The organism is Sporotomaculum syntrophicum, from assembly GCF_009932395.1.
GTDB lineage: Bacteria > Bacillota > Desulfotomaculia > Desulfotomaculales > Desulfallaceae > Sporotomaculum > Sporotomaculum syntrophicum.
This window is the reverse complement of sequence record NZ_LSRS01000002.1, coordinates 401,707-424,939: the sequence shown is the minus strand read 5'-3', so window position 1 is coordinate 424,939 and position 23,233 is coordinate 401,707. Positions and strand designations below refer to the sequence as shown.

At 51.4% G+C, this 23,233-nt stretch carries 20 protein-coding genes; 4 read left to right on the top strand and 16 right to left on the bottom strand.

Translation table 11 applies throughout. The features are described 5' to 3' along the window. Positions 1 to 45: 45 nt before the first annotated feature. The 5 genes from whiA to SPSYN_RS04340 form a co-directional block, all read right to left on the bottom strand. Positions 46 to 993, bottom strand: a complete 948-nt coding sequence (gene whiA / locus SPSYN_RS04360; protein WP_161821270.1) for a DNA-binding protein WhiA — start codon at positions 991 to 993, stop codon at positions 46 to 48. Between the two features lie 104 nt (positions 994 to 1,097). Beyond that, positions 1,098 to 2,294: a tRNA uracil 4-sulfurtransferase ThiI gene (thiI, locus tag SPSYN_RS04355; protein ID WP_161821269.1), complete on the bottom strand. Its 1,197-nt coding sequence runs from the start codon at positions 2,292 to 2,294 to the stop codon at positions 1,098 to 1,100. Between the two features lie 85 nt (positions 2,295 to 2,379). Continuing rightward, positions 2,380 to 3,558: a cysteine desulfurase family protein gene (locus SPSYN_RS04350; protein WP_161821268.1), complete on the bottom strand. Its 1,179-nt coding sequence runs from the start codon at positions 3,556 to 3,558 to the stop codon at positions 2,380 to 2,382. A gap of 243 nt (positions 3,559 to 3,801) precedes the next feature. Next, complete coding sequence (rapZ, locus tag SPSYN_RS04345; protein ID WP_161821426.1) at positions 3,802 to 4,656, bottom strand: RNase adapter RapZ; 855 nt, start codon at positions 4,654 to 4,656, stop codon at positions 3,802 to 3,804. Between the two features lie 75 nt (positions 4,657 to 4,731). Next, on the bottom strand, positions 4,732 to 5,535 hold the full coding sequence (locus SPSYN_RS04340) for a PHP domain-containing protein (RefSeq protein WP_161821267.1): 804 nt from the start codon (positions 5,533 to 5,535) through the stop codon (positions 4,732 to 4,734). Between the two features lie 351 nt (positions 5,536 to 5,886). On the opposite strand from SPSYN_RS04340, the gene SPSYN_RS04335 reads away from it, so the two are divergent. Then, positions 5,887 to 7,278: a glucose-6-phosphate isomerase gene (locus SPSYN_RS04335; RefSeq protein ID WP_161821266.1), complete on the top strand. Its 1,392-nt coding sequence runs from the start codon at positions 5,887 to 5,889 to the stop codon at positions 7,276 to 7,278. Between the two features lie 134 nt (positions 7,279 to 7,412). Here SPSYN_RS04335 and SPSYN_RS04330 read toward each other — a convergent pair whose 3' ends face one another. From SPSYN_RS04330 to uvrA, 4 genes are all read right to left on the bottom strand, one after another. Further along, positions 7,413 to 8,231, bottom strand: a complete 819-nt coding sequence (locus SPSYN_RS04330) for a Cof-type HAD-IIB family hydrolase (RefSeq protein WP_161821265.1) — start codon at positions 8,229 to 8,231, stop codon at positions 7,413 to 7,415. A 227-nt stretch (positions 8,232 to 8,458) separates the two neighbouring features. Continuing rightward, on the bottom strand, positions 8,459 to 10,312 hold the full coding sequence (gene uvrC / locus SPSYN_RS04325) for an excinuclease ABC subunit UvrC (protein WP_161821264.1): 1,854 nt from the start codon (positions 10,310 to 10,312) through the stop codon (positions 8,459 to 8,461). A gap of 74 nt (positions 10,313 to 10,386) precedes the next feature. Then, positions 10,387 to 11,256 carry an REP-associated tyrosine transposase gene (locus tag SPSYN_RS04320; protein ID WP_161821263.1) on the bottom strand — a complete coding sequence of 290 codons (870 nt, stop codon included), beginning with the start codon at positions 11,254 to 11,256 and terminating at the stop codon, positions 10,387 to 10,389. A gap of 92 nt (positions 11,257 to 11,348) precedes the next feature. Next, positions 11,349 to 14,156 carry an excinuclease ABC subunit UvrA gene (gene uvrA, locus SPSYN_RS04315; RefSeq protein ID WP_161821262.1) on the bottom strand — a complete coding sequence of 936 codons (2,808 nt, stop codon included), beginning with the start codon at positions 14,154 to 14,156 and terminating at the stop codon, positions 11,349 to 11,351. 232 nt (positions 14,157 to 14,388) lie between these two features. Here uvrA and SPSYN_RS04310 point away from each other — a divergent pair, with 232 nt between their 5' ends. Together SPSYN_RS04310 and pssA are read left to right on the top strand one after the other, a co-directional pair. After that, positions 14,389 to 15,015, top strand: a complete 627-nt coding sequence (locus tag SPSYN_RS04310) for a phosphatidylserine decarboxylase family protein (RefSeq protein ID WP_161821261.1) — start codon at positions 14,389 to 14,391, stop codon at positions 15,013 to 15,015. Next, positions 15,008 to 15,532 (top strand): CDP-diacylglycerol--serine O-phosphatidyltransferase, encoded by a 525-nt coding sequence (pssA, locus tag SPSYN_RS04305; protein ID WP_161821260.1) that lies wholly within the window; start codon positions 15,008 to 15,010, stop codon positions 15,530 to 15,532. Before SPSYN_RS04310 ends, pssA begins: the two co-directional genes overlap by 8 nt. A 16-nt stretch (positions 15,533 to 15,548) precedes the next feature. On the opposite strand, the gene SPSYN_RS04300 is transcribed toward pssA, so the two are convergent. The 4 genes from SPSYN_RS04300 to SPSYN_RS04285 form a co-directional block, all read right to left on the bottom strand. After that, positions 15,549 to 15,950, bottom strand: a complete 402-nt coding sequence (locus tag SPSYN_RS04300; RefSeq protein ID WP_161821259.1) for a type II toxin-antitoxin system VapC family toxin — start codon at positions 15,948 to 15,950, stop codon at positions 15,549 to 15,551. Further along, a complete protein-coding gene (locus SPSYN_RS04295) occupies positions 15,950 to 16,216 on the bottom strand; it encodes an AbrB/MazE/SpoVT family DNA-binding domain-containing protein (protein WP_161821258.1) in 267 nt (88 codons plus the stop codon). The genes SPSYN_RS04300 and SPSYN_RS04295 overlap by 1 nt, the downstream gene beginning before the upstream one ends. Before the next feature lie 288 nt (positions 16,217 to 16,504). Continuing rightward, a complete protein-coding gene (gene uvrB / locus SPSYN_RS04290) occupies positions 16,505 to 18,484 on the bottom strand; it encodes an excinuclease ABC subunit UvrB (RefSeq protein ID WP_161821257.1) in 1,980 nt (659 codons plus the stop codon). Positions 18,485 to 18,736: 252 nt separating this feature from the next. Then, the gene (locus tag SPSYN_RS04285; protein ID WP_161821256.1) at positions 18,737 to 20,263 is read right to left on the bottom strand and encodes a sugar ABC transporter substrate-binding protein; all 1,527 of its coding nucleotides are present in this window, start codon (positions 20,261 to 20,263) and stop codon (positions 18,737 to 18,739) included. A gap of 239 nt (positions 20,264 to 20,502) precedes the next feature. Here SPSYN_RS04285 and SPSYN_RS04280 point away from each other — a divergent pair, with 239 nt between their 5' ends. Continuing rightward, entirely contained in the window at positions 20,503 to 20,865 is a 363-nt protein-coding gene (locus SPSYN_RS04280; RefSeq protein WP_161821255.1) for a DUF2508 family protein, read from the top strand. 137 nt (positions 20,866 to 21,002) lie between these two features. Here SPSYN_RS04280 and SPSYN_RS04275 read toward each other — a convergent pair whose 3' ends face one another. Genes SPSYN_RS04275 through SPSYN_RS04265 form a run of 3 tightly spaced genes read right to left on the bottom strand, consistent with a single transcriptional unit; the run spans position 21,003 to position 23,008 of the window. Next, the gene (locus SPSYN_RS04275) at positions 21,003 to 21,602 is read right to left on the bottom strand and encodes a uracil-DNA glycosylase (RefSeq protein ID WP_161821254.1); all 600 of its coding nucleotides are present in this window, start codon (positions 21,600 to 21,602) and stop codon (positions 21,003 to 21,005) included. 36 nt (positions 21,603 to 21,638) lie between these two features. After that, the gene (locus SPSYN_RS04270) at positions 21,639 to 22,451 is read right to left on the bottom strand and encodes an SIR2 family protein (RefSeq protein ID WP_161821253.1); all 813 of its coding nucleotides are present in this window, start codon (positions 22,449 to 22,451) and stop codon (positions 21,639 to 21,641) included. Then, positions 22,445 to 23,008, bottom strand: coding sequence for a non-canonical purine NTP pyrophosphatase (locus tag SPSYN_RS04265; RefSeq protein ID WP_161821252.1), 564 nt, complete (start codon positions 23,006 to 23,008; stop codon positions 22,445 to 22,447). Before SPSYN_RS04265 ends, SPSYN_RS04270 begins: the two co-directional genes overlap by 7 nt. Between the last annotated feature and the right edge of the window lie 225 nt (positions 23,009 to 23,233).

Sequence of the window (23,233 nt, the reverse complement as noted above, 5' to 3'; positions counted from 1 at the left end):
TGCTCAAGTAAAAATTACAGGTCGTCCAATAATAAAAAATTCAGTTTATAACCTCGGCTCACCAGCACGCAGCTTTTCGGCCATCTGGTCCAGCTTACGCAAACGGTGGTTAACCCCCGATTTACCCAGCGGCGGGTTAGCCATTTCACCCAGTTCTTTCAGAGTGGCATCAGGAAATTTCAAGCGCAGCTCAGCGATCTCCCTCAACCCGGAGGGCAATTTATCTATACCGACTGTCCGGGCTACGAGAGTTATACTTTCTGTTTGGCGCAGTGAGGCATCCACTGTTTTATTCAAGTTGGCTGTTTCGCAGTTAACCAGGCGGTTGACCTGATTACGCATCCCTTTATATATCCTGGTGTTCTCAAATTCAAGCAACGCCGAGTGGGCGCCGATCACGTTCAGGCACTCCACAATCTGCTCGCTGTCTTTTAAATATATAACAAACCAGGTTTTGCGCCGGCTTATCTTGGCCGACAAGCCAAATTTTTGCATCAACCGGCAAAGGTCGGTGGCATGTCGTCCTTTGCTTGTAATAATCTCCATATGATAATTACCGCCCGGGCTGTTTACCGACCCGCCGCCTAAAAAAGCTCCCCGCAGGTAAGCGCGCCGACAGCAATTTCGACTAACTAAATCCTGCTGCAACCCCTCCTGCAGATATCCGTCCGAATTGAGCAGGCCAAGCCGTATCAGCATCTCCCGCAGGCCATCCTGGGGGGGTATGCGCACCCAATAAACATTGTTTTTACGCAGGCGCATCTTTTTTTTCACCAACACCTCGGCATGGATACCGAAGAGTTCTTTGAGCAGCTTAAACAACTTACGGGCCACCGCAGCGTTATGGTTTAATATATTTAAAGACACCTGGCCTCTGCTCACCTGTAAAGAACCATCCATTTTAATTAGTGCCACCAGCTCGGCCATTTTACAGCAAGGCCTTGGGTCCATCACCCTGGCCAGTTCGTTCTTAGTTAGTGTGGAAAAACTCAACGTGGCCCACCTCCCAAAGAAAAACCAGCGCACCACTCGTATAAATGCCCTGTTCTAAGAGAGCATTTGCACTCGCCCTGGCAACAATACACTACACAACAGGCTTAAAGCAGGGGCTGCTGAACCTCCTCCACCACTGTTCGTTCCAGCGCCCCGGCCAGCAAGCTTACAATATCCAGAGCTTGCTCGGCCTCCAACGCCTGTTCCAGCCGGGGCCTGGTGGCCGGATGCTTGGGTAAAAATAAAGTGCAACAGTCCTCATAAGGCAGTATCGATGTTTCATATGTTCCGATGACCTGTGCCCGGCTTACAATTTCTAGCTTGTCCATGCCCACAACCGGGCGCAGCACGGGAATATCGACAACCTGGTTTATAACCCGCATGCTTTCCAGCGTCTGGCTGGCCACCTGACCCACACTTTCCCCTGTAACCAACGCCAGCGCCCCCTGTTCATCCGCAATCCGCGCGGCCAGGCGAAACATCATGCGCCGCATCAGAGTCACCCGCAGTTCCTCAGGGCAGTTCTTCTGGATTTCCTTTTGGATATCGGTAAAATGCACGATATGGATTTTAATCCTGGCCGTATAGTTGGTGAGAATACGGCACAGGTCACGCACCTTTTCCAGGGATTTCTCTCCGGTAAAGGGGAAACTGTAAAAATGCACCGCTTCAATTTCAATCCCCCGCTTCATGGCCATCCAGCCGGCTACCGGGCTGTCAATACCCCCGGAAAGCAACAGCAAAGCCTTGCCGCTCGCCCCAACGGGAAGTCCGCCCACACCTGGTATATCATCAGCGTACACAAAGGCGTTTTTTTCCCGGATTTCTACCTGTACCTTAATTTTGGGTGAATGCACATCCACCTGTAGTCCGGGAAAATGCTCTAGCAAATAGCCGCCAATCAGACCATTCAGCTCAGGGGAAGTGCGAGGAAATTGCTTGTTGGAGCGCCTAGATTCAACCTTAAAAGTCAACGCCACGCCGGCAGGCAACAGCATGCGGGCAGCGGCATCCTTCATTGTCGCCAGCGCCCCTGCACAAATAGCCTCCTCCTCCAGAGGCAGGCGTAGCGCCGGGCTGACGCCCACAATACCGAAGACTTTACTTAATATTTCCAGCACCCGGGATGGCTCAGCTTCACTTTCCACTAAAATGCGGCCATACACCCGCAGCACTCGGGAGGGCGACCTCAATTTTTTGAGTGCACGATATATATTATCCATCAACCGGCGTTCGAAGGCCGGCCGATTTTTGCCCTTCAGCCCGATTTCCCCGTAGCGAATCATATATATATTATACATGGTCCATCGTTCCTTTCACAATTGAAAAGCATACCAGTGTTTACAATAGATCTGATCCCCAAAGTCCCGTGGTACACCACGCCGGCTAATTATATAAAGCATAGAGTTCCCGGACCACAGCTGCTGTTTGCTCCACCGTGTAATCAATTTCCTCCACCGTAGTCATCGGTGACAGGCTGAACCGCAACGCCCCTTCCAGCAGCTCCCCTGTGGCGCCCATTGCCTTGAGCACATGGCTGCCCGGGTTCTTCCGGCTGGCACAAGCCGAACCGGTGGAAACATAGATACCCCGCTCCTCCAGGGAGTGCAGCAGTATCTCCCCGCGCAGGCCTGGGAAGGATAGGTTAGCAATCTGCGGAGCACAGCGCGGGTTGTCCTGCCGGCACGCCGGGCCATTTAAAACCGCACCTGGAACAGCTGCCATGATACCATCGACAAGCCTTTTTTTCAAAGAGAAAATTTTTCCGGCTACTCCCTTAACTTCCCGGGCAATTATTGCGGCCGCTACACCAAAACCAGCGATGCCGGGCACATTTTCCGTACCCGAACGCAGGCCATGCTCCTGCCCGCCACCTGCCAGCAGAGGCTGCAACTGCGTGTGGGATGCTACATACAGCGCTCCTACCCCTTTAGGTCCATGCACTTTGTGGGCGCTCACCGACAGCAAATCTACACCCAGTTCCCTGGGTCGCACGGACAGTTTTCCGTAAGCCTGCACCGCATCCACATGCCACAGGAGTTTGCGCCCACCCCGGCGTAAATCAGCCAGTACTGCAGCGATTTCCTCCAACGGCTGCACCGCGCCCACCTCATTATTCACATACATTACGGACACCAGATAAGTATCATCCCGCAACGCTTTCTGAAGCTGCCCGGGTTCCAGCACACCCTGCCCGTCAACAGGCAGCACCGTGACCTCCACACCCTGCGCTTTTAACTGCTCACAGGTATTTAAAACCGCAGGGTGCTCCACTGCAGTGGTTATTACATGCCTGCCCCGCCGGCCGGGCAGTACCCCCTTGAGGGCTAAATTAATCGCTTCGGTGCCCCCGCCCGTGAACACAATTTCACCGGAACCCACACCCAGGCTAGCAGCCACCGCTTCCCGTGCCTGGATCAGTACCCGGCTGGCTTCAACGCCTTTTTTATGCAACGAGGATGGGTTGCCATAATACACTTCCATCGCTTCCACCACGGCTTGGACCACTTCCGGGTAAGGACGGGTGGTGGCGCTGTTGTCCAAATATACTTGTCGCCCTGGCATGCTTGACACTTCCTCAAACAATTCTTAACTAATACACTGGTTTTTCATATTATTTCATAGTATACCGCAAACCAAACAGCGTCAAGCAACTCATTGGGCAACTAATATTATTGCATGGCACTTACCCTGGCTGTACCATTGGCGTAAAAAAGACACCGAAAATATATCTCGATGCCCTACTCGATCTCTTTATAGCACTATATATACCGCCAGCTGTTAGCCTGTTTAAGCTTACAGCTGCGCCTAACTAACCCTGTTAATATCCCGGTGAATTACCGCCACCCGGTACTCCTTGTTCTGGAGTATTTCACCCAGCCGGTTGGCCAGAGCTACGGAGCGGTGCATACCACCGGTGCAACCGATCGCAATCATTAATGTCGTCTTACCCTCGTCAATATAGCGCGGGATGAGAAACTCCACCAGGTCGGTAAATTTCTCCATAAATTCGATGGTCACCGGCGAATTAAAAACAAAATCGCGTACCACCGGTTCATTACCGGACAATGGCCTCATCGCCGGATCATAAAAAGGATTGGGCAAGAACCGAACATCAATGACCAGGTCACTATCCAGGGGGATACCGTATTTAAAACCAAAGGATATCACGGAAATCAACAGTTGGGAACTTGCTGTTTCACTGCTGAACAGATCAATCAGTTTATCTTTGAGTTCCTGGGACTTTAAATTTGAGGTATCAATAATTTTATCGGCCTGTCCCCTGATTTCCGCCAGTAACATCCGTTCCTCATGGATATTAGGCAGCACTTCGCCATGCGTATCAAGGGGATGACGACGGCGTGATTCTTTATAGCGCCTTACCAGCACGTCATCCGAGGCCTCCAGATATAATATTTCATACTTAATACCGTACTGCTTCAACTGCTCCAGCACTTCGGACAAGGCTTGAAAAAATTCCCCACCCCGAATATCTACAACCAGAGCCATATTACTAATACCGCGGTTGGTTTGCGCACAGAGTTCGGCGAACTTGGGAATCAAGGTAGGTGGTAAATTATCCACGCAAAAATAACCCATGTCCTCCAGGTGGCGTAGCGCTTGAGTTTTCCCAGCACCGGACAGGCCGGTGACGATAACCATATGTGCACTCAATAGAAACTAACCCCTTTTATATCAACTAGTTCAACATAAATTGACTAGTTTCATCTACATGATTCACGAGGGCGGTGACACCATCCGCCCGGCTATAGCTGTAAAGACTGGTAGCCTGGATTCTACCTTTTGGGGAGCCGGGCGGGCATTTAGTACCTGCTCCGGCGGTACCCGGTACTTGTCCAGCAGCTTAATACCAATATCCAACTTACCCACTGTCCCAGGGACATGAGCATCACTGTTCACCACTAGCCGAGCCCCTTCACGCAACGCAGATAACACCACCTTATCCCGGACATAATGGTGACCGGTATTAATCTCCATGGCGCATCCGGTTACTGCACAGGCCCGGGCTACCTCGTCTAGATCTACAGCCATACCTAAACCAGGGTGAGAGATAAAAGTTAGCGGGTTTTGGCGCACTGCAGCTACCAGCGCCAGGGTATTAGCCTCACGCATTTTTTCCCGAATTGACCCTACTGCTTTACCCAGCCGGTTGGGCAAAATCCAGGTCACTGTTTGCCACCACGGCAGGCACCAAACCTGGGGATGCAGCCCGGCTGCCAATATATCCAGCTCCTTAATGATGGACGCCGGCAAATCGATCTCCCCGGACAAGCTAATCACATTAGCCTCAGCACCTACCAGCACTCGCACCGGGTAGTGTTCCGCCAGCCGGGCAGCCTGTTCCTTAAGCTCTTGATAAACCCCGGCCTCCCGAACACCGATAAACATGGCTCGGGGGCCGTGATCGGTAACTGCCACCTCATCCAGCCCGCAGCTGGCCGCCGCCGCCACCATTTCCTCAAGCGTAGCCCGCCCGTCACTGTAACTAGTATGTACATGCCAATCAGCAAACAGCTGCATAGCACCGGTACTCCTGTTTGAGTTAACACTGCTGATATTTTAACATATCTCAACCCAAAACAATTTATTCACGATAACACTATATTTACCCCACTACAAAACTTTTTGCTAGTGTCGTAATATATTTTGTTGTCCTGACATAAATTTAACCTGCCATACCATCTTATACAAGTAGTGTTAAATTCCTGCCAACCTATTCTTTAAAAATTCTAAAAAATCAAGTATAATAATTGACAGATAAATCCTAATTAAAGCATAACAGCTACAATAATTTAGACCGAGCTTGTTGCGCAAATAACCTCCTATCCTGCGGTTATACTAAAACAGAACTAATAATAAGGATGTGAACAAATGCAAAGCTTGATTACTATTGATATAGGTAGTTTATTTAGTGAGCAAGACACGGCCAACTTTATACCCAGGGCTGACTTTGAGCAGTTTGCAGCCCAATACGGGCCTGCCTTCGCCAAATTCCAAACTGCGCTTAAGGATAAAACCTCACCGATCACCCTGTCCTTCGGCGAGGCCGACGCCATCCCCCATATCAAGAATCTGGCTAAAACCCTGGGTGAAAAATACGATGATATACTACTCCTGGGCATCGGTGGCTCAGCGCTGGGGACTAAAGCAGTATTGCAGTTTTTGCACGGCCCTTTTTACAACCTGGAAAAACATGCTCAGCCCCGGCTGTTTATCCTGGATAACCTGGACCCTGTACTGATCACCAAGGTGCTGGGTGTGATTAATATAGCAAAAACCGCTATCATTTATACCAGTAAATCTGGTTCCACCCCGGAAACCGCAGCGCAATTTATTTTCTTCTATGACCAATACAAGGCCGCCGGCGGACGCAAGGAGGACATCGTGATTATCTGCGACTCCGGTGACAACGGCATAAATCATATTGCCCAACAGCTGGGCTGCCACCTGCTGCATATTCCCAAAAACCTGGGCGGCCGTTATTCTGTTTTATCCTCAGTGGGCTTTCTGCCCGCTGAAATTACCGGTGTTGATAGCACCCGGCTACTGGCCGGCGCGGCAACGGTGCATCAATCCATCATTGACACCCCTTTACCGCAAAACGCCCTGTTTGGTCTGGGCACCTGCCTTTATGAACTGGCCAGGAAAGGTAAATCTATCCACGTGCTGTTTAATTACAGCAGCCTGCTGTTAGAATTCGGCTTGTGGTTTGTGCAATTATGGGCGGAAAGCCTGGGCAAAAAAATAAATCTGGACGGCCAGGTAGTTTACGCTGGCACCACGCCGCTGACCAGTCTTGGAGCCACGGATCAGCATTCCATACTACAGCTTTATAAGGAAGGCCCCGCAGATAAAGTGCTGGGTTTTGTCAAGATTGACAGTTTTCCTGTGGATATCACTTTGCCGGAAGCCTTCCCGGAAGAGAAAGAATACGCTTACTTCACCGGACATACCATGAGCGAGCAGCTGGACATTGAACAGCTGGCCACCGAAATGACCCTGGTGGGCGCAGGCCGGCCCTGCTACCGGATTACCTTGAAGGAGGTCTCCCCGGAAACGCTGGGCGCGCTGTTATATTTCTATGAAGCCCTGGTGGTATACACGGCTAACCTTTACAACATCAACCCCTTTGACCAGCCCGGTGTGGAAGAAGGCAAAAACATCACCTATGCACTAATGGGACGGCAAGACTACAGCCAAAAGCGCCCAGATTACGAAAAAGCAGTAGCCCGATACAATGGGGTCAGGCTTAAACTTTCTTAAACTAACTGTTAATTTCCATACCAGCATTATATAGATATAGCCTGACCACCAAACTGCAATAGGGGTCAGGCTTATCTGTTTTAAGTTATACCTATTGAAAAACTACAGGCAATATGCAGGCTAAAAGTTGAACTTTACGCGTTTAAAATAAATTTCTCCACCACTTCAGCCACACCACACTCATCATTACTCCGGCACACGTAATCAGCCCGGGCTTGGATTTCCGGGCGGGCATTGCCCACCACTACCCCTAACCCGGCATAATCAAGCATTTCCAGATCATTGTAACTGTCCCCCACTGCAATGATTTCCTCCCGCGCCACGCCGTAGTATCCGGCAATGGCCGCCAGAGCATCGCCCTTGTTCCCCTGCGGGTGGGAAAACTCCAGAAAATGAGGTTTGGACTTGGAAATATGCAAGAGATGCCCAAACAGTGGCTGTACCTCTTCCTGCAAGCGATCAATCAACTCCTCCCGGGTAACCACCACAATCTTAGTGGGGTCCTGAGCCCGTTCACGGAGAAAGGACCCAAGGTCGCCCACCTCTTCCATGGGGATGCGGGAAATAGAAGTGTACAGCTCACTTTCCTTGGTTTGCCGCGCTATGTAGGGCACGTCATCCAGGTAAATATTAACATGGTAGCCATACCGGTTCACCAGCTCATTTACCTCCAGTGCCAGCTCAAGGGGCACCGGCCGGTGTAACAAGACATCACCGGTCACGGCATGCTTCACCAGTCCCCCCTGGTAGGTCATCAAATAATCCTCCACCCCCAGTTCCCGGGCAAAAGGCAGTGCCGAACAGAACATCCGACCAGTTGCCAATATCACTCGCACCCCGGCCTGCCGCGCCTGCTCAACGGCCAGGCGCGAGCAATCGGGGATTATCAACCGGGAATTCAGGATGGTATCGTCTAAATCCACAGCCAGCAATTTATATTGGCCTTTACTCAATTTTATTGCCCCCTAAATGACCTATGCCTCTAACCATTGTTTTATTAAAGATGGGTTTTAATGCTGTATTGATTTTTATGCATGAAGCCCATAGGATAGCTTCCAAAGACAGGCACATCTAAAACGTCCCCTGAATATGCAGGCATAGAGATTGCCGCCAGTTATTAATGCGCTTAATCATTTGCAACCCCTATGCAGCCATCTGTTAATTGCCTTCCTTGCCGGCCCTAGTTCCGAAAAAAATCGTATACCGCCTGAGCGGCACGCTGGTTCATGCCGGGCACCGCAACAAGCTCCTCCAGGGCAGCAGCCTGGATTTTCTCCACCGAGCCAAAAGCTTTGAGTAATTCCCGACGGCGCACCGCGCCGATACCGTCGATTTCCTCCAACATCGATTTGAGGTTGCGCTGGACCCGCAGACGGCGATGGTAGGTCACGGCAAACCGGTGCGCCTCGTCCCGCAGCCGCTGCAACATTTTCAAGGCCGGGGAATTTTCGGGCAAACGCACGGGCTCGGCCCGGCCGGGCAGAAAGATTAATTCCTCCTCCTTAGCCAGCCCGCAAACAGGTAGGTAACTAAAGCCCTGTTCCTCAAGAGACGCTACCGCAGAAGAAAGCTGCCCCTTGCCACCATCCACCACCAGAAGATCGGGGAAGCGTTGAAACTTGGCATCCCGGCTGGACATTTGCCCTGTATTAACCAGCTCGCGCTCCTCTCGACCTCGAGCCAGCCGCCGGTTCAGTACCTCACGCATCGATGCAAAGTCATCCGGGCCGGTAACGGTTTTTATCTTAAACCGCCTGTACTGATGGGGCGCCGGTTTGCCCTCCTCAAACACCACCATGGAAGCTACCGACTCAGTGCCCTGGGTATTGGAAATATCATAGCATTCCATGCGTAGAGGCAGAGTCTTTAATTCCAGTGTCTCAGCCAGCTGCTGCAGCGCCTGCTGGAGTTCGTCCTTCCGCACCGCCCGCCCGGTTTCCACCTCCTGCAACACAAGCAGAGCATTGCGTCCCGCCAAATCCACCAGGCGCTTTTTATCCCCCCGCTGGGGCCTGATCAGGTACACCCGTCCGCCGCGCTTGTCGCTAAGCCAGTGCTCCAGCACCTCGACTTCCCCGGCCAGCACATTCTCCACCAGCACCTCCCGGGGCACAAATTCAGCCCGCAGGTAATATTGTTTCAGGAAAGCCGTGAGCACCTCATCCCTGCTCATATCGGCGGTGCCCTCCACCATAAAGTGTTCCCGACCGATCAGCTTGCCGCCCCGTACAAAGAACACCATCACGCAGGCCTCATCCTGCCCACGGGCCATGGCCAGCACATCCCGGTCGTTGTTATCCGAAGACACAATTTTTTGTCGTTCCATCACCTGTTCCACGGCCAGCAGCTGATCCCGCAGCTCGGCAGCCCGCTCAAACTCCAGGTTAACTGCAGCCTCTTCCATGCGCTGGCGCAACCCCTCCACCAGGTCCTCCTGTTTGCCCTCCATAAAGAGCAGTACCCCGTCCACAAGCTTGCGGTATTCCTCAGGAGTAACCAAATCACAGCAAGGACCCAAGCACCGCTTGATATGCTGGTTCAAGCAAGGCCGGCTGCGCGGGGCGAGCACCTGCTGCTTGCAGGTGCGCAGGGGAAAAATGCGCCTTAGCAGCTTCAGAGTTTCGTGCACCGCTCCCACATGGGTGTATGGGCCGAAATAACGGGCACCGTCCTTAATCACCCGCCGGGTAATGAAGACCCGGGGGTACTGCTCATTGGTGGTTACCTTGAGATAAGGATAAGTTTTATCATCCTTAAGGCTGATATTGTACCGGGGGCGATGCTCCTTGATTAAGTTAGCCTCCAGAATCAAAGCTTCCACCTCGGAATCGGTGGTGATATACTCAAAATCCCTGGCCCGCCCCATCATCGCCCGCACCTTGGCATCACGCTCAGCCGCAGAGCTGAAGTAAGACCGCACCCGGCTCTTCAGAGATACCGCCTTACCCACATAGATAATTTGCTCACTGCCGTCCCGGAACAAGTACACCCCGGGACTATCAGGCAGCTGAGCCAGCTTATCACGCACTTCCACCACCCCCTAAGGGGTCAGGCTTTAACTTTATTAAAGTAACTATATTATCGTAATATATGGTTTGCATGGTTGATTTAAGAAAGTTTAAGCCTGACCCCATCTATTTCCTCAGCAGACAGATTTTCCTCCACCCATTTAACTGACTTGGAAGTGGTTACTTCGCTGCAGCCTAAATAACTGGCTACGTCACGCAAACGATGGCCGGCCAAGCGGCAGGCCAGATAAGCAAACAATCGCCGAGCCAGCACTGCCCGGCTACCGCGGCCGGCCCCTAAAATTATTGCAGGAGCTATTTCCAATTCCTTGCATAACTGTCTCATGATATCCTCCAAGCCTTTGTATAGCATAATTGGTTGTCTAGCCTCTAAGTTATATTGATTTACATTAGAAGGGCTTTGCTGACGGTTAATGGATTCAGGTGTTAATTTATAATCATCTATTACCGTTCCACCGTAGTGGGCCAGCAGCTGTTTGATAAAGTCTGTTTTAACAAAGGACTGGTCATTATAAAAATAGCTGCGATGGCTGGACCAAATATATTCTGAGGGCTCGTCAACCAGCCCGGCCTTTACCGGGTTAAGGTGAATATAACGGATAAGCTCCAACAAGTACTCGTCCCTGTCCACATAAATGCTATTATAACGCCCTTGAAACACATGTCCCACCAGCTGCTGCTCTTTGTTGAAATACTGAGTATAGGTCTGCTGTATGCCCTGCATAAATTTAGCAAGAGTGACATTGCCAATTTTTAGGAGCATATGCACGTGATTGGGCAGCAGCACATACCCGTGCACCTCGACATTGTAACGCTGGCTATAATGTCGCATTAACCGCAAGTAAGTTATATAATCCTCTTTTCCTTGGAAGATATGCTGTTTACGGTTGCCACGAGCCATAACATGATAAAAAGCCCCAGGCAGATGCAACCTTGGCTGGCGGGGCATATCATAATCCCTCCCAACAAAGTAATTTGCTACCTCATTATAGCACAGGCGTTCCTTTATGAAGTGATTTTGCTAAATAAGTTTAAGAAAGTTTAAGCCTGACCCCTTAAATACTTAGCAGTATATGAAATCGGTGACTGGGCTACCTCCTCAGGGGTGCCGACAGCAAGAATTTCGCCGCCCCGATGGCCGCCTTCGGGTCCCAAGTCGATGATATAGTCCGCCGTTTTTATCACATCCAGGTTATGCTCGATCACCAATACGGTATCCCCGGCGTCCACCAGCCGGTGCAACACATTGAGCAGGCGATGGATATCTGCGATGTGCAGGCCTGTGGTGGGCTCATCCAGGATATACAATGTCTTGCCGTTGGAACGCCGGGACAGCTCGGTGGCCAGCTTAACCCGCTGGGCTTCTCCCCCGGACAGCTCGGTGGCAGGCTGGCCAAGGCGGATGTAGCCCAGCCCCACATCGAACAGCGTCTGCAGCTTGCGCTGAATTTTCGGCTGATACTGGAAAAATTCCAGTGCTTCCTCTACCGTCATATCCAGCACATCAGCAATACTTTTACCCTTATACTTAACCTCCAGCGTCTCCCGGTTATAGCGTTTACCCTTGCACACCTCGCAGGGCACGTACACATCAGGCAAGAAGTGCATTTCTATGGTAATTATTCCGTCCCCGCGGCAGGCCTCACAACGACCGCCCTTAACATTAAAGCTAAACCTGCCCGGCCGATAGCCCCGTGCCCTAGCCTCGGGGGTCTGGGCAAAAAGGTCCCTGATGTCGGTAAATACACCGGTATAAGTAACCGGGTTGGAGCGAGGTGTACGCCCGATTGGCGACTGGCTCACCTCAATCACCTTATCCAGGTGCTCCATACCAAGGATTTCCCGACAATCCCCCGGCTTCGCCTTTGCCCGGTGCAGCTCATAGGCCAGTTTTTTATAAAGAATTTCGTTCACCAGTGTGCTTTTGCCCGAACCGGACACACCGGTGACACAGATGAATAGCCCCAGAGGAAAGACCACATCAACATTCTTTAGGTTATGTTCCCTGGCCCCCACCACAGTAAGGGTTTTACTGCCGGGTTGACGGCGCACCTTGGGCACCGGGATAAATTTTTGCCCGCTCAAATACTGCCCGGTGATGGATTCAGGGGTCTGCATGATATCCTGTACCGAGCCACTGGCCACCAGGTAACCGCCGTGTTCCCCGGCACCGGGTCCAATATCTATAATATGGTCAGCCGCATAAATCGTCTCCTCATCATGCTCCACCACGATCAGCGTATTGCCCAGATCCCGCAGGTGCATAAGCGTTTTCAGCAGCCGGCGGTTGTCCCGCTGGTGCAGTCCAATGCTGGGCTCGTCCAAAATATATAGTACCCCCATCAGGCCGCTGCCAATCTGGGTAGCCAGCCGAATACGCTGGGCCTCGCCGCCCGAGAGCGTACCCGACGCCCGGTCTAAAGTCAGGTAATCCAAGCCCACGTTGATTAAAAAGTTAAGCCTGTCCACAATTTCCTTGAGCACCTGCCGTGCAATCAGACGCTCCCGCTCGCTCAGCTCCACTTCCTGCAAAAAGTCGCGCAGATCAAGCACCGGCATGGCAGTAACTTCGCTAATCGAAAGACCCCCCAGGGTAACCGCCAGCGCTTCAGGCTTAAGCCGGGCACCGTGGCAGACCGGACAGGGTTTTGTGCTCATGTACCCTTCAATCTCTTCCCGCATCCAGTCCGAGTTGGTTTCCTTATATCGGCGGTTCAGATTATTCATTACACCCTCGAAGGGTAACCGGTAGCTATGCAGAATGCCCGTGGAGTTGGACAAGGTAATCTGAATAGCCTCCTTGCCCGTGCCGTATAGCAGTTTATCCAGGTGAGCCGGGTCCATTAACCTCACCGGGGTATCCAGGTCAAAATCATAGTGTTCCGCCACAGCCTCCAGGTAGCGCATGCCGTTTAAACTCTTCATCCAGGGTTCGATAGCCCCCTGACGAATCGACAAATTTTTATCTGGGATGATCAGTTCCGGGTCCAGTTCCAGTTTAATCCCCAACCCGGTGCATTCCGGGCATGCCCCAAAGGGACTGTTAAAAGAAAACAGCCGCGGAGTGATCTCAGTAATGCTGATACCGCAGTCGGTGCAGGCAAAGTTTCCGCTAAAAACAATCTCCTCGCCATTTACTACCGCCGCCACGACCACCCCATTCCCGTGCTTAAGGGCGATTTCCAGTGAGTCAGACAACCGCCTGGCTGAGCCCGGGCGGATGATCACCCGGTCCACCACGATTTCGATGGTATGCTTTTTGTTCTTATCCAGCTTGATTTCCTCGTTAACATCCAGTACTTCACCGTCCACCCGTACCCGGACAAACCCTTCTTTACGGGTTTCCTCCAGTAATTTAACATGCTCACCCTTTTTACCACGCACCACAGGAGCCAAAAGCTGCAGTCGGGTCCCTTCAGGCATAGCCAACAGCTGGTCCACAATTTGCTGCACTGTCTGGCGGGTAATTGGTTTGCCGCACTTGGGACAATGGGGTCGCCCGGCACGAGCATAAAGCAGCCGCAGATAGTCATAAATCTCGGTTACTGTACCCACGGTGGAGCGGGGGTTATGGCTGGTGGTCTTCTGGTCAATGGAAATGGCCGGAGACAAACCTTCAATATAATCCACATCAGGCTTGTCCATCTGACCCAAAAACTGCCGGGCATAGGCTGACAGAGACTCTACATACCGGCGTTGGCCCTCGGCGTAAATAGTATCAAAAGCCAGGGAGGATTTGCCTGAACCCGACAGGCCAGTAATCACCACCAGTTTATTCCGCGGGATTTCCACGTTAATGTTCTTTAAATTATGGGCGCGGGCGCCCCTGACCACAATTTTGTCCTGCATGAAAAGCCTCCGTTAATAACAAACAGTATGAGCACCTTGCCCCCTAAACTAGCTCGGTTAGATACGAATACCGGGTAGACTAACGACAAAAAAAAGAATCCAGATAACATTTTACTACATCAAATCGCACGGTGTTATGATACAATAAATAAACGTATGGTTTAATTAGTGGTTTAAGGCAAATCTAATTAGCTATCTGTATAAGATTATATGCGGAGGGACTATAAAAGGTATGCTAGTCAGGGAGTGTATACAATATTTAGTAATATTAGTATTACTCAGCCTGTTTATTTATACCCTTAGCCCTATCATGGCCATACTGCCCGCGCTTTTATTGCTTTTTGTGCTGTTCTTTTTCCGCAATCCCCCCCGCCGAGTGGCTCCAAACATCAACCACATTTTATCGGCAGCAGACGGCACTATTCAAGCCATTGAAGAAATTGATGAAGAAACCTTTATCCATGGCCGGGCAATTAAAGTCGGAATCTTTTTATCCTTGTTTAACGCGCATATCAATCGCAGCCCGATAAGTGGGCAAATCACTTATACCTCCTACCGACCTGGCAAGTATTTGCCGGCTTTTAAGAGTCATGCTTCAGAGTTTAACGAAAGAAACACCCTGGGCATAGATAACGGTGATACCAAAGTGCTAATCCACCAGATTACCGGTTTTTTGGCCAGGCGCATTGTGTTTTATAATCAGCAAGGTGATTATTTAAAGCAGGGGCAAATTTTCGGGCTGATTAAATTTGGTTCCTGCACGGAAATTATTGTACCCGCCGGCACCAAAATAGTCGTACATAAAGGTCAAAAGGTGCGGGCAGGAATAACCGTCATTGGAGTGTTAAAGAATGATTAACGGCAACTCACCCATAACCCAGCTACCCAATGTTTTAACCCTGTGCAATATCGCCATGGGTTTAAGTTCAATTATAACCGCTTCTTTAGGCAATTTTACCCTGGCCGGACTACTCATCATCATCGGCGCGATTTTCGACCGCCTGGACGGGCATGTTGCCCGTAAGTACGAGCTAACCAGCGAAATGGGCAAGCAATTGGATTCCTTGTCCGACCTGATTACCTTTGGTATTGCCCCGGCCGTTTCTCTCTTCTTGCTTAGCTTCACCGAATATTTTGTGCTGGGCTTTATCTTGACCGTGATTTTTGTTACCTGTGGAGCTTACCGGCTAGCCCGTTATAATGTCCTGGAATTTTCCGGTGTTTATATTGGACTGCCCATCACCATCGCAGGCTTTTTACTGGCCTTGCTGGCCTTACTGCAAACGCAAACGGCTGTTCACCCGTACTGGACAGCGATAATTATGCTGTTTTTAAGTTATCTGATGGTCTGCAAAAAGGAAATAAGGAAAGTCTGAGGAGCCCCCTGTTCAGCTACGCCGTCTCCGCCAGTCTAAAGCCGTAATGGGCAAAATTTAGGTCAAAGGTGAAGACAGTGCTAATAGCCAGCCGCTCCATCACTGCAAAGCTGGTCGCATCCACCAGAGTACAGTCCCCACCCCGGCCGGACAGCAATATTTCCATCGCCCGCTTTTCATCCGCCGTTCCAGCCCGCTCCACCGGCCAAATATTGCTTCGCAGCCACAGCCTTGCTGCATCCGCTCCCAAGCGAGCAGCCAGCAGTGCATGAGTCTCCGCCAGCAGATAATTGGTTAATACCGGCAAAGCCCGCTGCCTCTGCATTTTCTGCAAAACGGCCACCGCAGCCAAGTGGTTTTGGTCATCCCTGCACAGCAGAGCAAAAACCGCCCCCGAATCCACCAGTATCTTTTCCATCAACCCAGCTCCCCATTTGCCACGCAGCTGTCGTGTTCCATGGAAACAAAGGCGGCCCGGCTGCGGTCATCAAAAATCCCCACCATATCCCAGATGGGATCATTATCACTGAGCGGCTTCAATTCATATACCTTTTTTAGCATTAATGTATCACCCTTGACTGTGACCGACAAGTGGGACCCTTTGTCCAAGCACAATTTATCCCGGTATTCCTTGGGTAAAGTAAGCTGCCCTTTGCTGGTCAGCTTCACCAGTTCCGCCTGCAAAGTAAAACTCCCCTTTCATCTGCTTTGTAGCCTATTCCCGCATCTATGCTCTATTCAGCACTACCGGTGGCTTGCTCAATACCACCGGAACAGCATGCATTAGTTCTTACTTATTTCCTTACTATATCAGAGGTATTTTTTGGAATCAAGGTTCGGCAGCTAGATTAAGCCAATTAATTAGTACCGGTAAAATAAATTGTCAAATAATTAATCATTCAGTTCCACATTAGCACTTGTCCGAACAATCAATATCACATAATTGCAATATTACAGTTAGTTTAAGCAAGTTTAAGCCTGACCCCGTAGTTCGATGATGGCGTCGCGGAGCTGGGCGGCTTGCTCGAATTCCAGTCGCCGGGCAGCTTCCTGCATTTCTTTCTCCATGCGGGCTAGCAGTGCTTTGAGTTCTTTTTTACTCAGCCGGCCTTTTTTCGCCTCAATGGCGGTATCGTAAACCGCGGCGGTCTCCGCCACTTTGGTGGCCTCGATAACGTCGTGCACCGCCTTGATAATGGTTTGGGGCGTAATGCCGTGAGCCAGGTTGAACTCAGTCTGCAGTTTACGGCGGCGCTCGGTTTCGCTTATAGCCCGGGCCATGGAGTCAGTGACCATATCGGCGTACATAATCACCCGCCCGTTTACGTTGCGGGCCGCTCTGCCGATAGTCTGGATCAGGGAACGCTCGGAGCGCAGGAAACCCTCCTTGTCGGCATCCAGGATGGCCACCAGGCTCACCTCGGGTAGGTCCAGGCCTTCCCGCAGCAGGTTGATCCCCACCAGTACATCAAAGGTGCCCAGCCGCAGGTCACGGATTATTTCCATCCGCTCAATGGTGTGCACCTCTGAATGCATATATCGCACCTTAATACCTGACTCCCGCAAGTAATCGGTAAGGTCCTCGGCCATTTTCTTGGTTAAGGTGGTGACCAACACCCGCTCCTGCCTGGCCACCCGCCGGTTGATTTCACCGATTAAGTCGTCAATCTGACCCCGGGTGGGCCGGACAAACAATTCCGGATCCACCAGGCCGGTGGGGCGGATAATCTGCTCCACTACCCGGTCGCTGTGCTCCAGCTCATAGGGACCGGGGGTAGCTGAAACGTAAATCACCTGGCCCAGCCGCTCTTCAAATTCCCCAAATGTAAGGGGCCGGTTATCAAAAGCCGAAGGCAGGCGGAAGCCGTAGTTCACAAGGGATTCCTTGCGGGAGCGGTCCCCGGCATACATAGCTCGCACCTGGGGAATGCTCACGTGGGATTCATCAATTATCATTAAAAAATCATCAGGAAAATAATCCAGCAGCGTGTAAGGCGGCTGGCCAGGCTGCCGCCCGGTCAGATGCCGCGAATAGTTCTCTATACCGCTGCAGAACCCCATCTCCCTCATCATCTCGATATCATAACGGGTGCGCTGTTCCAGCCGCTGAGCCTCCAGCAGCTTTTCCTGCCCGCGCAGCTCGGACAGGCGCTGCTCCAGTTCCTCCTCAATGCTGGCGACGGCCACCTCCATGCGTTCCCGGGAAATCGCATAGTGACTGGCTGGGAAAACCGAAACGTGCTGTCGCTCCCCGATAATCTCCCCGGTTAGCACGTCAAATTCCAGTAGGCGCTCAACTTCATCGCCAAAAAAATCCACCCGGATAGCCTGCTCCGAGTTGCCTACCGGAAATATTTCCACCACATCACCCCGCACCCGGAAGGTACCCCGGGTAAAGTTGATGTCATTGCGCTCGTACTGGATGTCCACCAGCCGGCGCAGCACAGCGTCCCGGTCGTATTCGGTCCCCTTGCGCAGGGACAGTACCAGGGTGCTGTACTGCTCGGGGTCACCCAGGCCGTAGATACATGATACGCTGGCCACGATAATCACATCCCGTCGCTCAAACAAGGCACAGGTGGCCGAGTGGCGCAGCTTGTCAATTTCGTCGTTTACTGAGGAATCTTTTTCAATGTAGGTATCGGTGTGAGCTATATAGGCCTCTGGCTGGTAATAATCATAATAGCTAACGAAATAATCCACCGCATTGTTAGGGAAAAACTCCCTGAACTCGCTGCACAGCTGCGCGGCCAGGGTTTTATTATGGGCCAGTACCAGCGTAGGCCGCTGCACTCGCTGGATTACCTGGGCCATGGTATATGTTTTACCGCTGCCGGTTACCCCCAGCAGCGTCTGGTGCTTCAGTCCGTCATTAAGCCCCTCGACTAGCTCATCGATCGCCTTAGGCTGGTCACCCCGGGGCACGTAGGAAGATTTTAATTCAAATTGCATTATTATCACCCGGGTGTATTATATCACACCGGTCAACAGTTCAATATAGTAACAAATCCTGACAAGGCAACGCGAAAATATATCTGATTGAGCAGCAGCAAGTAACGTTTCCATCTAGCATTAATCTAGCATTATAGCCAGGGATGAAATAAAAAGAGCGAGCTGTCCAGATAACAACAGCTCACTCACCATATGGCAGGCTTATACAAATGCAACAACTGAAAACACTTGCTCGGGCAATTGCAGGTGCTCCTACTGGCTTTGTTCTTCCGGCCGGTTATCACCACTGCCCTGCCCGTAGCCTTGCTGACCGCCCTGGGAAGACTCAATTTTCTTAACCTCGCCCTCAATCTGCACTTCCATCGTTTTACCATCCTGGGTAGTAATGCGCAGCGTTGTTTTGCCCTGCTGTCCCGGCTGGCTTTGTTCACCTTGTTGGCCCTGCTGGCCTTGCTGGTCCCCCTGCTCCTGTCCGCCGCTCTGTTCTTCACCCGGTGGCCGGGCCTGTTCCTGCTGCTGGCCGCCCTCTTTTTCCCGGGCTTTCTTTAACTCTTTCCAACGTTCTTCAAGCAAATAGGCATTTTTAGCGGTAATCAGGCGGGCCGGCACAATCCGTGCAGGTACACTGTAATCACCATTGTTCACCTTTTCACCGTACTGCCAGTAGCCGGTTTTCGCCAGACCTGCAGCCGCCTCCAGGGCAAACCGACCCAGCATCTCGGGCTGCAGGTCAACCTCTGCATCATGTTCCCCTCTGACCAGCGCCTGGGAGGCTTTTTCATCGGCTCCGGCGCCCACAGTTAAAACACTTTTCTCATAGCCACCCATTTTTAAAAACTCTACCGCGGCCATAGCCAGAGTGCTGTCATTAGCCAAAATGACGTCAATCCGGCCATGCTTGTTCATTGCCTCAGCCAGGTTGGCGGGAACTGTAATTGGATCCCAGCGGGGGTGGGCAAAAACCTCTACAATGCTGATCTCCTCTTGCCCCTGCAGAGCCGCCTGGTTGGCAGCGGTGATATCCCGGGCTGTCTGGTCGCGCGGGTCCCCCTGCAAAATAACCAGGTTCAAGGGCCTCTTGGTGGGCAGCTGAGCCACCACAGTGTAATCCACCACCCCGGAAACCAAGCCCTGGCCACTGCTTGTTGTACGCGATTGCCCGCTTTCGTTAGCCAAACTTGTCTGTCCTTCTTGGGCTGGCTCACTTTCAGCCTCTCCGGGCCTAATAATAGTACCCGCCTTGGGTAGAGTAAACTGGCTATCCTCACGGGTCTCGGCAGATCGCCTCAGCGCCTCCAGGACATAACGGGCCTGCAGCCGCCCCACCATAGCATGTTCAGAAGCAATATAACCCTCCAACGGGGTATTTACAGGCAGGCTCTCCAGCGCTACCACCTTAATACCGGACCGGGCTAAATTTTCCACCATCGCCTGGGCAGCACCGGGATCAGCCGGTTGCAGCACCACTGCCTTGATCTTTTTATCGGCCAGCCCACTTAGCTGCTTTTGCTGTTCACCTGCATCGTTTTTGGCATCTAGCCAGATTATATCGGCGTTCGCCTGTTTTTTTTGCTCATCCACTATTTTTTTTATGGTCTTGTTGCCATCCCGGTTCAGATCAGCCACAGCAAAGGCAATCTTTAGCGGCGCCTCGGCAGGCTTGCGCTGCGCTTCCTGATTTCCGCAACCCGTAGAAAACAGCGGCAATACCAGCAGCACAGCAATCACCAGCAAAGCACTGGTTTGCTTTAACCACCCCAAGCACCTGAGTCCACCCATTTACCCACCTCCGGGATATATTTCCATCTCAGCAGCACGCGTTATGGATTACTTTGCACAGCTTGTACTCTATGCCTATTTCGCGCTGATTTAACGTTATTATTAAGCTTTATTTAGGCTGTGCTGCTTCGCAAGTCTTTATGCAGAGGTTGTCGGAGCAGTCGCCGGCTATAAAGGTGCTAAATAGCAAGCAAGCGCATATTTATTGATATAGGTATTTTTTGGGAGGCGACTGCACTGTGTTTAAAGAATATTTTAAAGAATATATTGATCGTTTTCTAACCTGGTTATCACCCTTAAAAAAAGAGCCCTGTGGACTTTTGGAAGCAGTTAATTCCGCCCGGCGGGAATGGCAGCTAGCCAAGTATGATTTTGATTTTGTCAGCGATCAAAATTTTATTGATTGTACCATACACAAAATCAAAGCCAGCGAGAGGCAATACATGGCCATGTTAAAGCTGGCTAAACAGGACAAAATTACCGCCTGGCAATTAGAGCCGCCATCCGGCGCAGCTACCGGCAAAACCTTGCCGGCAGGGGAGGAAACCAGCCAAACTACCAGAGCTGCGGTGAAAGGACCAGGTGATAGCATGTATAACTAAACAATAGACTAATACAACCAGCTATTAACAATAACACAGCCTAAAGCCGGCACAAACTACAGGCTTTAGGCTGTGTTACCTTAGCAGGGGTAAATCATGGTCACCCATAAGCAGACGGAACGTCTTGTCAAATAGACCTATGTATCAGCAGACTCCGGCGGGATCAAACCCAGCTCCGCCAGTTTAGCACGAATAGCTTGCAGGTCAGACCAGGCCTGTCCTTTGCGGGAAGCATCCCGCAGCAACGCGGCGGGGTGGTAGGTGGCGGTAATCCAGAACCCCTTGCGCTCGATCCATTGCCCCCGCACCCGGGTGATCCGGGCCTCAGGGCCAAGGATGTGCCGCACCGCAGTAGCTCCCAGACAGACAATAATCCGGGGCCGCACGATATCCACCTGGGCTCTTAAAAAAGGCAGGCATTGAGCGCCTTCCTCAGCAGTGGGCTCCCGGTTGCCGGGCGGGCGGCACTTGACGATATTGCAAATCATGGCGTTTTGGTCGCGGCTCAGGCCAATGGCGGCCAACATCCGGTCCAGCAGTTGCCCGGCCGGGCCGACAAAGGGCCTCCCCTGCAAATCCTCCTGCTCCCCGGGCCCCTCACCCACAAACATCACCGGCGCCGTCAGCACTCCTTCTCCAAAAACCACCTTGGTTCGCCGGTCCGCCAGCGGGCAGGCACTGCAGCGCAGGCAAACTGACTTGGCCTGATTCCAGCGCTCAAGTTTATCCTTCACCATTTAACACCTTCATTTAGCTCACTTACTCAGCTCAGCCTAGCCCTTCTGCACCCGGCTGCGCAAATCCACCATAAATTCGGTAAAATCGGCGTTAAAATCATCTGAGTCCAGGCAGATAATTTTCATACCTTTTTCACCGTAAATCTTTTCAAATACATAGTTGGGCTTCATGGTCACCATGAACGCCTTGCAATTAGCCTGCATGATTTTAAAAAGCTTGCTCCACATATATCGGATATTCAGGTCCCGAAAGCTGTAGCCCAGAAAAAGCACGGTTTTGCCCAGCAGGTCCGCCCGTAATTTAATATCCAGTGGCCCCTCCATGTCCAGCCGGTTGTAGTAATCGGTTTCACTGATCACCAACGTTTCGTCCAGGTCCAGGGTACCGTGAAACTTGACGATCTGGGTCACATTGTCCGGGGCGGCCAGTATATCATCCAGAGTGGCAATCACATAGTAGGGTTCTCCATGGTACCGGAAGGCTTTTTCAATCACTTCATCAAAATTAGTGGTATATATTTTAGGGAAATGCATATCCACCAAGCACTTGTGCACAACGGAGGCCGCAATATTCACTTCCGTGGAACGCAGATTGCGGTCAATGATTTTGCTGATTCGATTTTTACTACCACCGTGACAGATGATATGGTATTCGGCAATTTGTAGGGAGTCTCCGTGGATAGACAAGATCTCCGGGTCTATATCCAAATCCTCCGCTATTTTAGCTATCAAAACATCCCATTCCGGCAGCCCCAGGTTACGGGATAGACCGGCCCCCACAAAGGGAATGATTTTCTTTTCCAGGATATCCTGGGCCAATTCGTCCATCAGTTTATTATAGCTTACCATATCCTCACCGCCTGCTGGGATAAAAACTCCTTAAATTTTTGTGCTGCCTGACCTCGGGTCGATATTTGCAATTTCTCCTCCAGAGGCAGCGCAGCTAGCGTCCGGTCATATCCGGCAGGTATAAATATACTTTCCCAGGTGTTCGCCAACCCATCGGGCTCAGCAGCGATGACCCCCTCCAGTTCGGCTTCGAAAGTATAAATTTGTCGTCCGTCGCAATACCCGATAATGGTGCGTACCGTAGCCTGCCGGTTAACATCACACTGCAGCAGTCGAAGAAAACCGGCAATACCCAGCTGTCCCCAAATTTCCCTGGTCATACCTCCCGGCAAACCATTCCAGGCTACTACACTGATTCCTGTGTGGTCCACAAACAACCGGGCCCTTTTTTCGGTGTAGGCCAGCAGCAGCTTGCACCGCACCACCTCCCGCTGGTTATCCCCCTGGGGTTGTCGGACATTTAAACGCACCGGGATAAACTGATGAGGAGCTAGCAACTGCTCATATTCAGATATTTTTTGCGGGTTGCTGGTTACAAAACGCATTGGTTTAGACAATTAATATCACAGCCTCTCCTTAACAAGCCGTCTCATTATTATATTAGCACCTCAATGCATTTCTTATATATTGTACAATTTCTGCAAACCAACGCCAAATCCTTGCCACTGAACCGGCAACCAGGTGAAACAAAGCTAAAGCCCACCGGTAGCTGACATACAACACAACGGCGGGCTTGTTTACAAGTTATTCAGCTACAGCAGCAATAAGTTTAAGAAAGTTTA

Bases quoted from the DNA above. Each gene is read 5' to 3' on its own strand.
- thiI (WP_161821269.1), bottom strand. From the start codon at position 2,294: ATGTATAATATATATATGATTCGCTACGGGGAAATCGGGCTGAAGGGC.
- SPSYN_RS04350 (WP_161821268.1), bottom strand. From the start codon at position 3,558: ATGCCAGGGCGACAAGTATATTTGGACAACAGCGCCACCACCCGTCCT.
- rapZ (WP_161821426.1), bottom strand. From the start codon at position 4,656: ATGGTTATCGTCACCGGCCTGTCCGGTGCTGGGAAAACTCAAGCGCTA.
- SPSYN_RS04340 (WP_161821267.1), bottom strand. From the start codon at position 5,535: ATGCAGCTGTTTGCTGATTGGCATGTACATACTAGTTACAGTGACGGG.
- SPSYN_RS04335 (WP_161821266.1), top strand. From the start codon at position 5,887: ATGCAAAGCTTGATTACTATTGATATAGGTAGTTTATTTAGTGAGCAA.
- SPSYN_RS04320 (WP_161821263.1), bottom strand. From the start codon at position 11,256: ATGCCCCGCCAGCCAAGGTTGCATCTGCCTGGGGCTTTTTATCATGTT.
- uvrA (WP_161821262.1), bottom strand. From the start codon at position 14,156: ATGCAGGACAAAATTGTGGTCAGGGGCGCCCGCGCCCATAATTTAAAG.
- SPSYN_RS04310 (WP_161821261.1), top strand. From the start codon at position 14,389: ATGCTAGTCAGGGAGTGTATACAATATTTAGTAATATTAGTATTACTC.
- pssA (WP_161821260.1), top strand. From the start codon at position 15,008: ATGATTAACGGCAACTCACCCATAACCCAGCTACCCAATGTTTTAACC.
- SPSYN_RS04300 (WP_161821259.1), bottom strand. From the start codon at position 15,950: ATGGAAAAGATACTGGTGGATTCGGGGGCGGTTTTTGCTCTGCTGTGC.
- uvrB (WP_161821257.1), bottom strand. From the start codon at position 18,484: ATGCAATTTGAATTAAAATCTTCCTACGTGCCCCGGGGTGACCAGCCT.
- SPSYN_RS04285 (WP_161821256.1), bottom strand. From the start codon at position 20,263: ATGGGTGGACTCAGGTGCTTGGGGTGGTTAAAGCAAACCAGTGCTTTG.
- SPSYN_RS04275 (WP_161821254.1), bottom strand. From the start codon at position 21,602: ATGGTGAAGGATAAACTTGAGCGCTGGAATCAGGCCAAGTCAGTTTGC.
- SPSYN_RS04270 (WP_161821253.1), bottom strand. From the start codon at position 22,451: ATGGTAAGCTATAATAAACTGATGGACGAATTGGCCCAGGATATCCTG.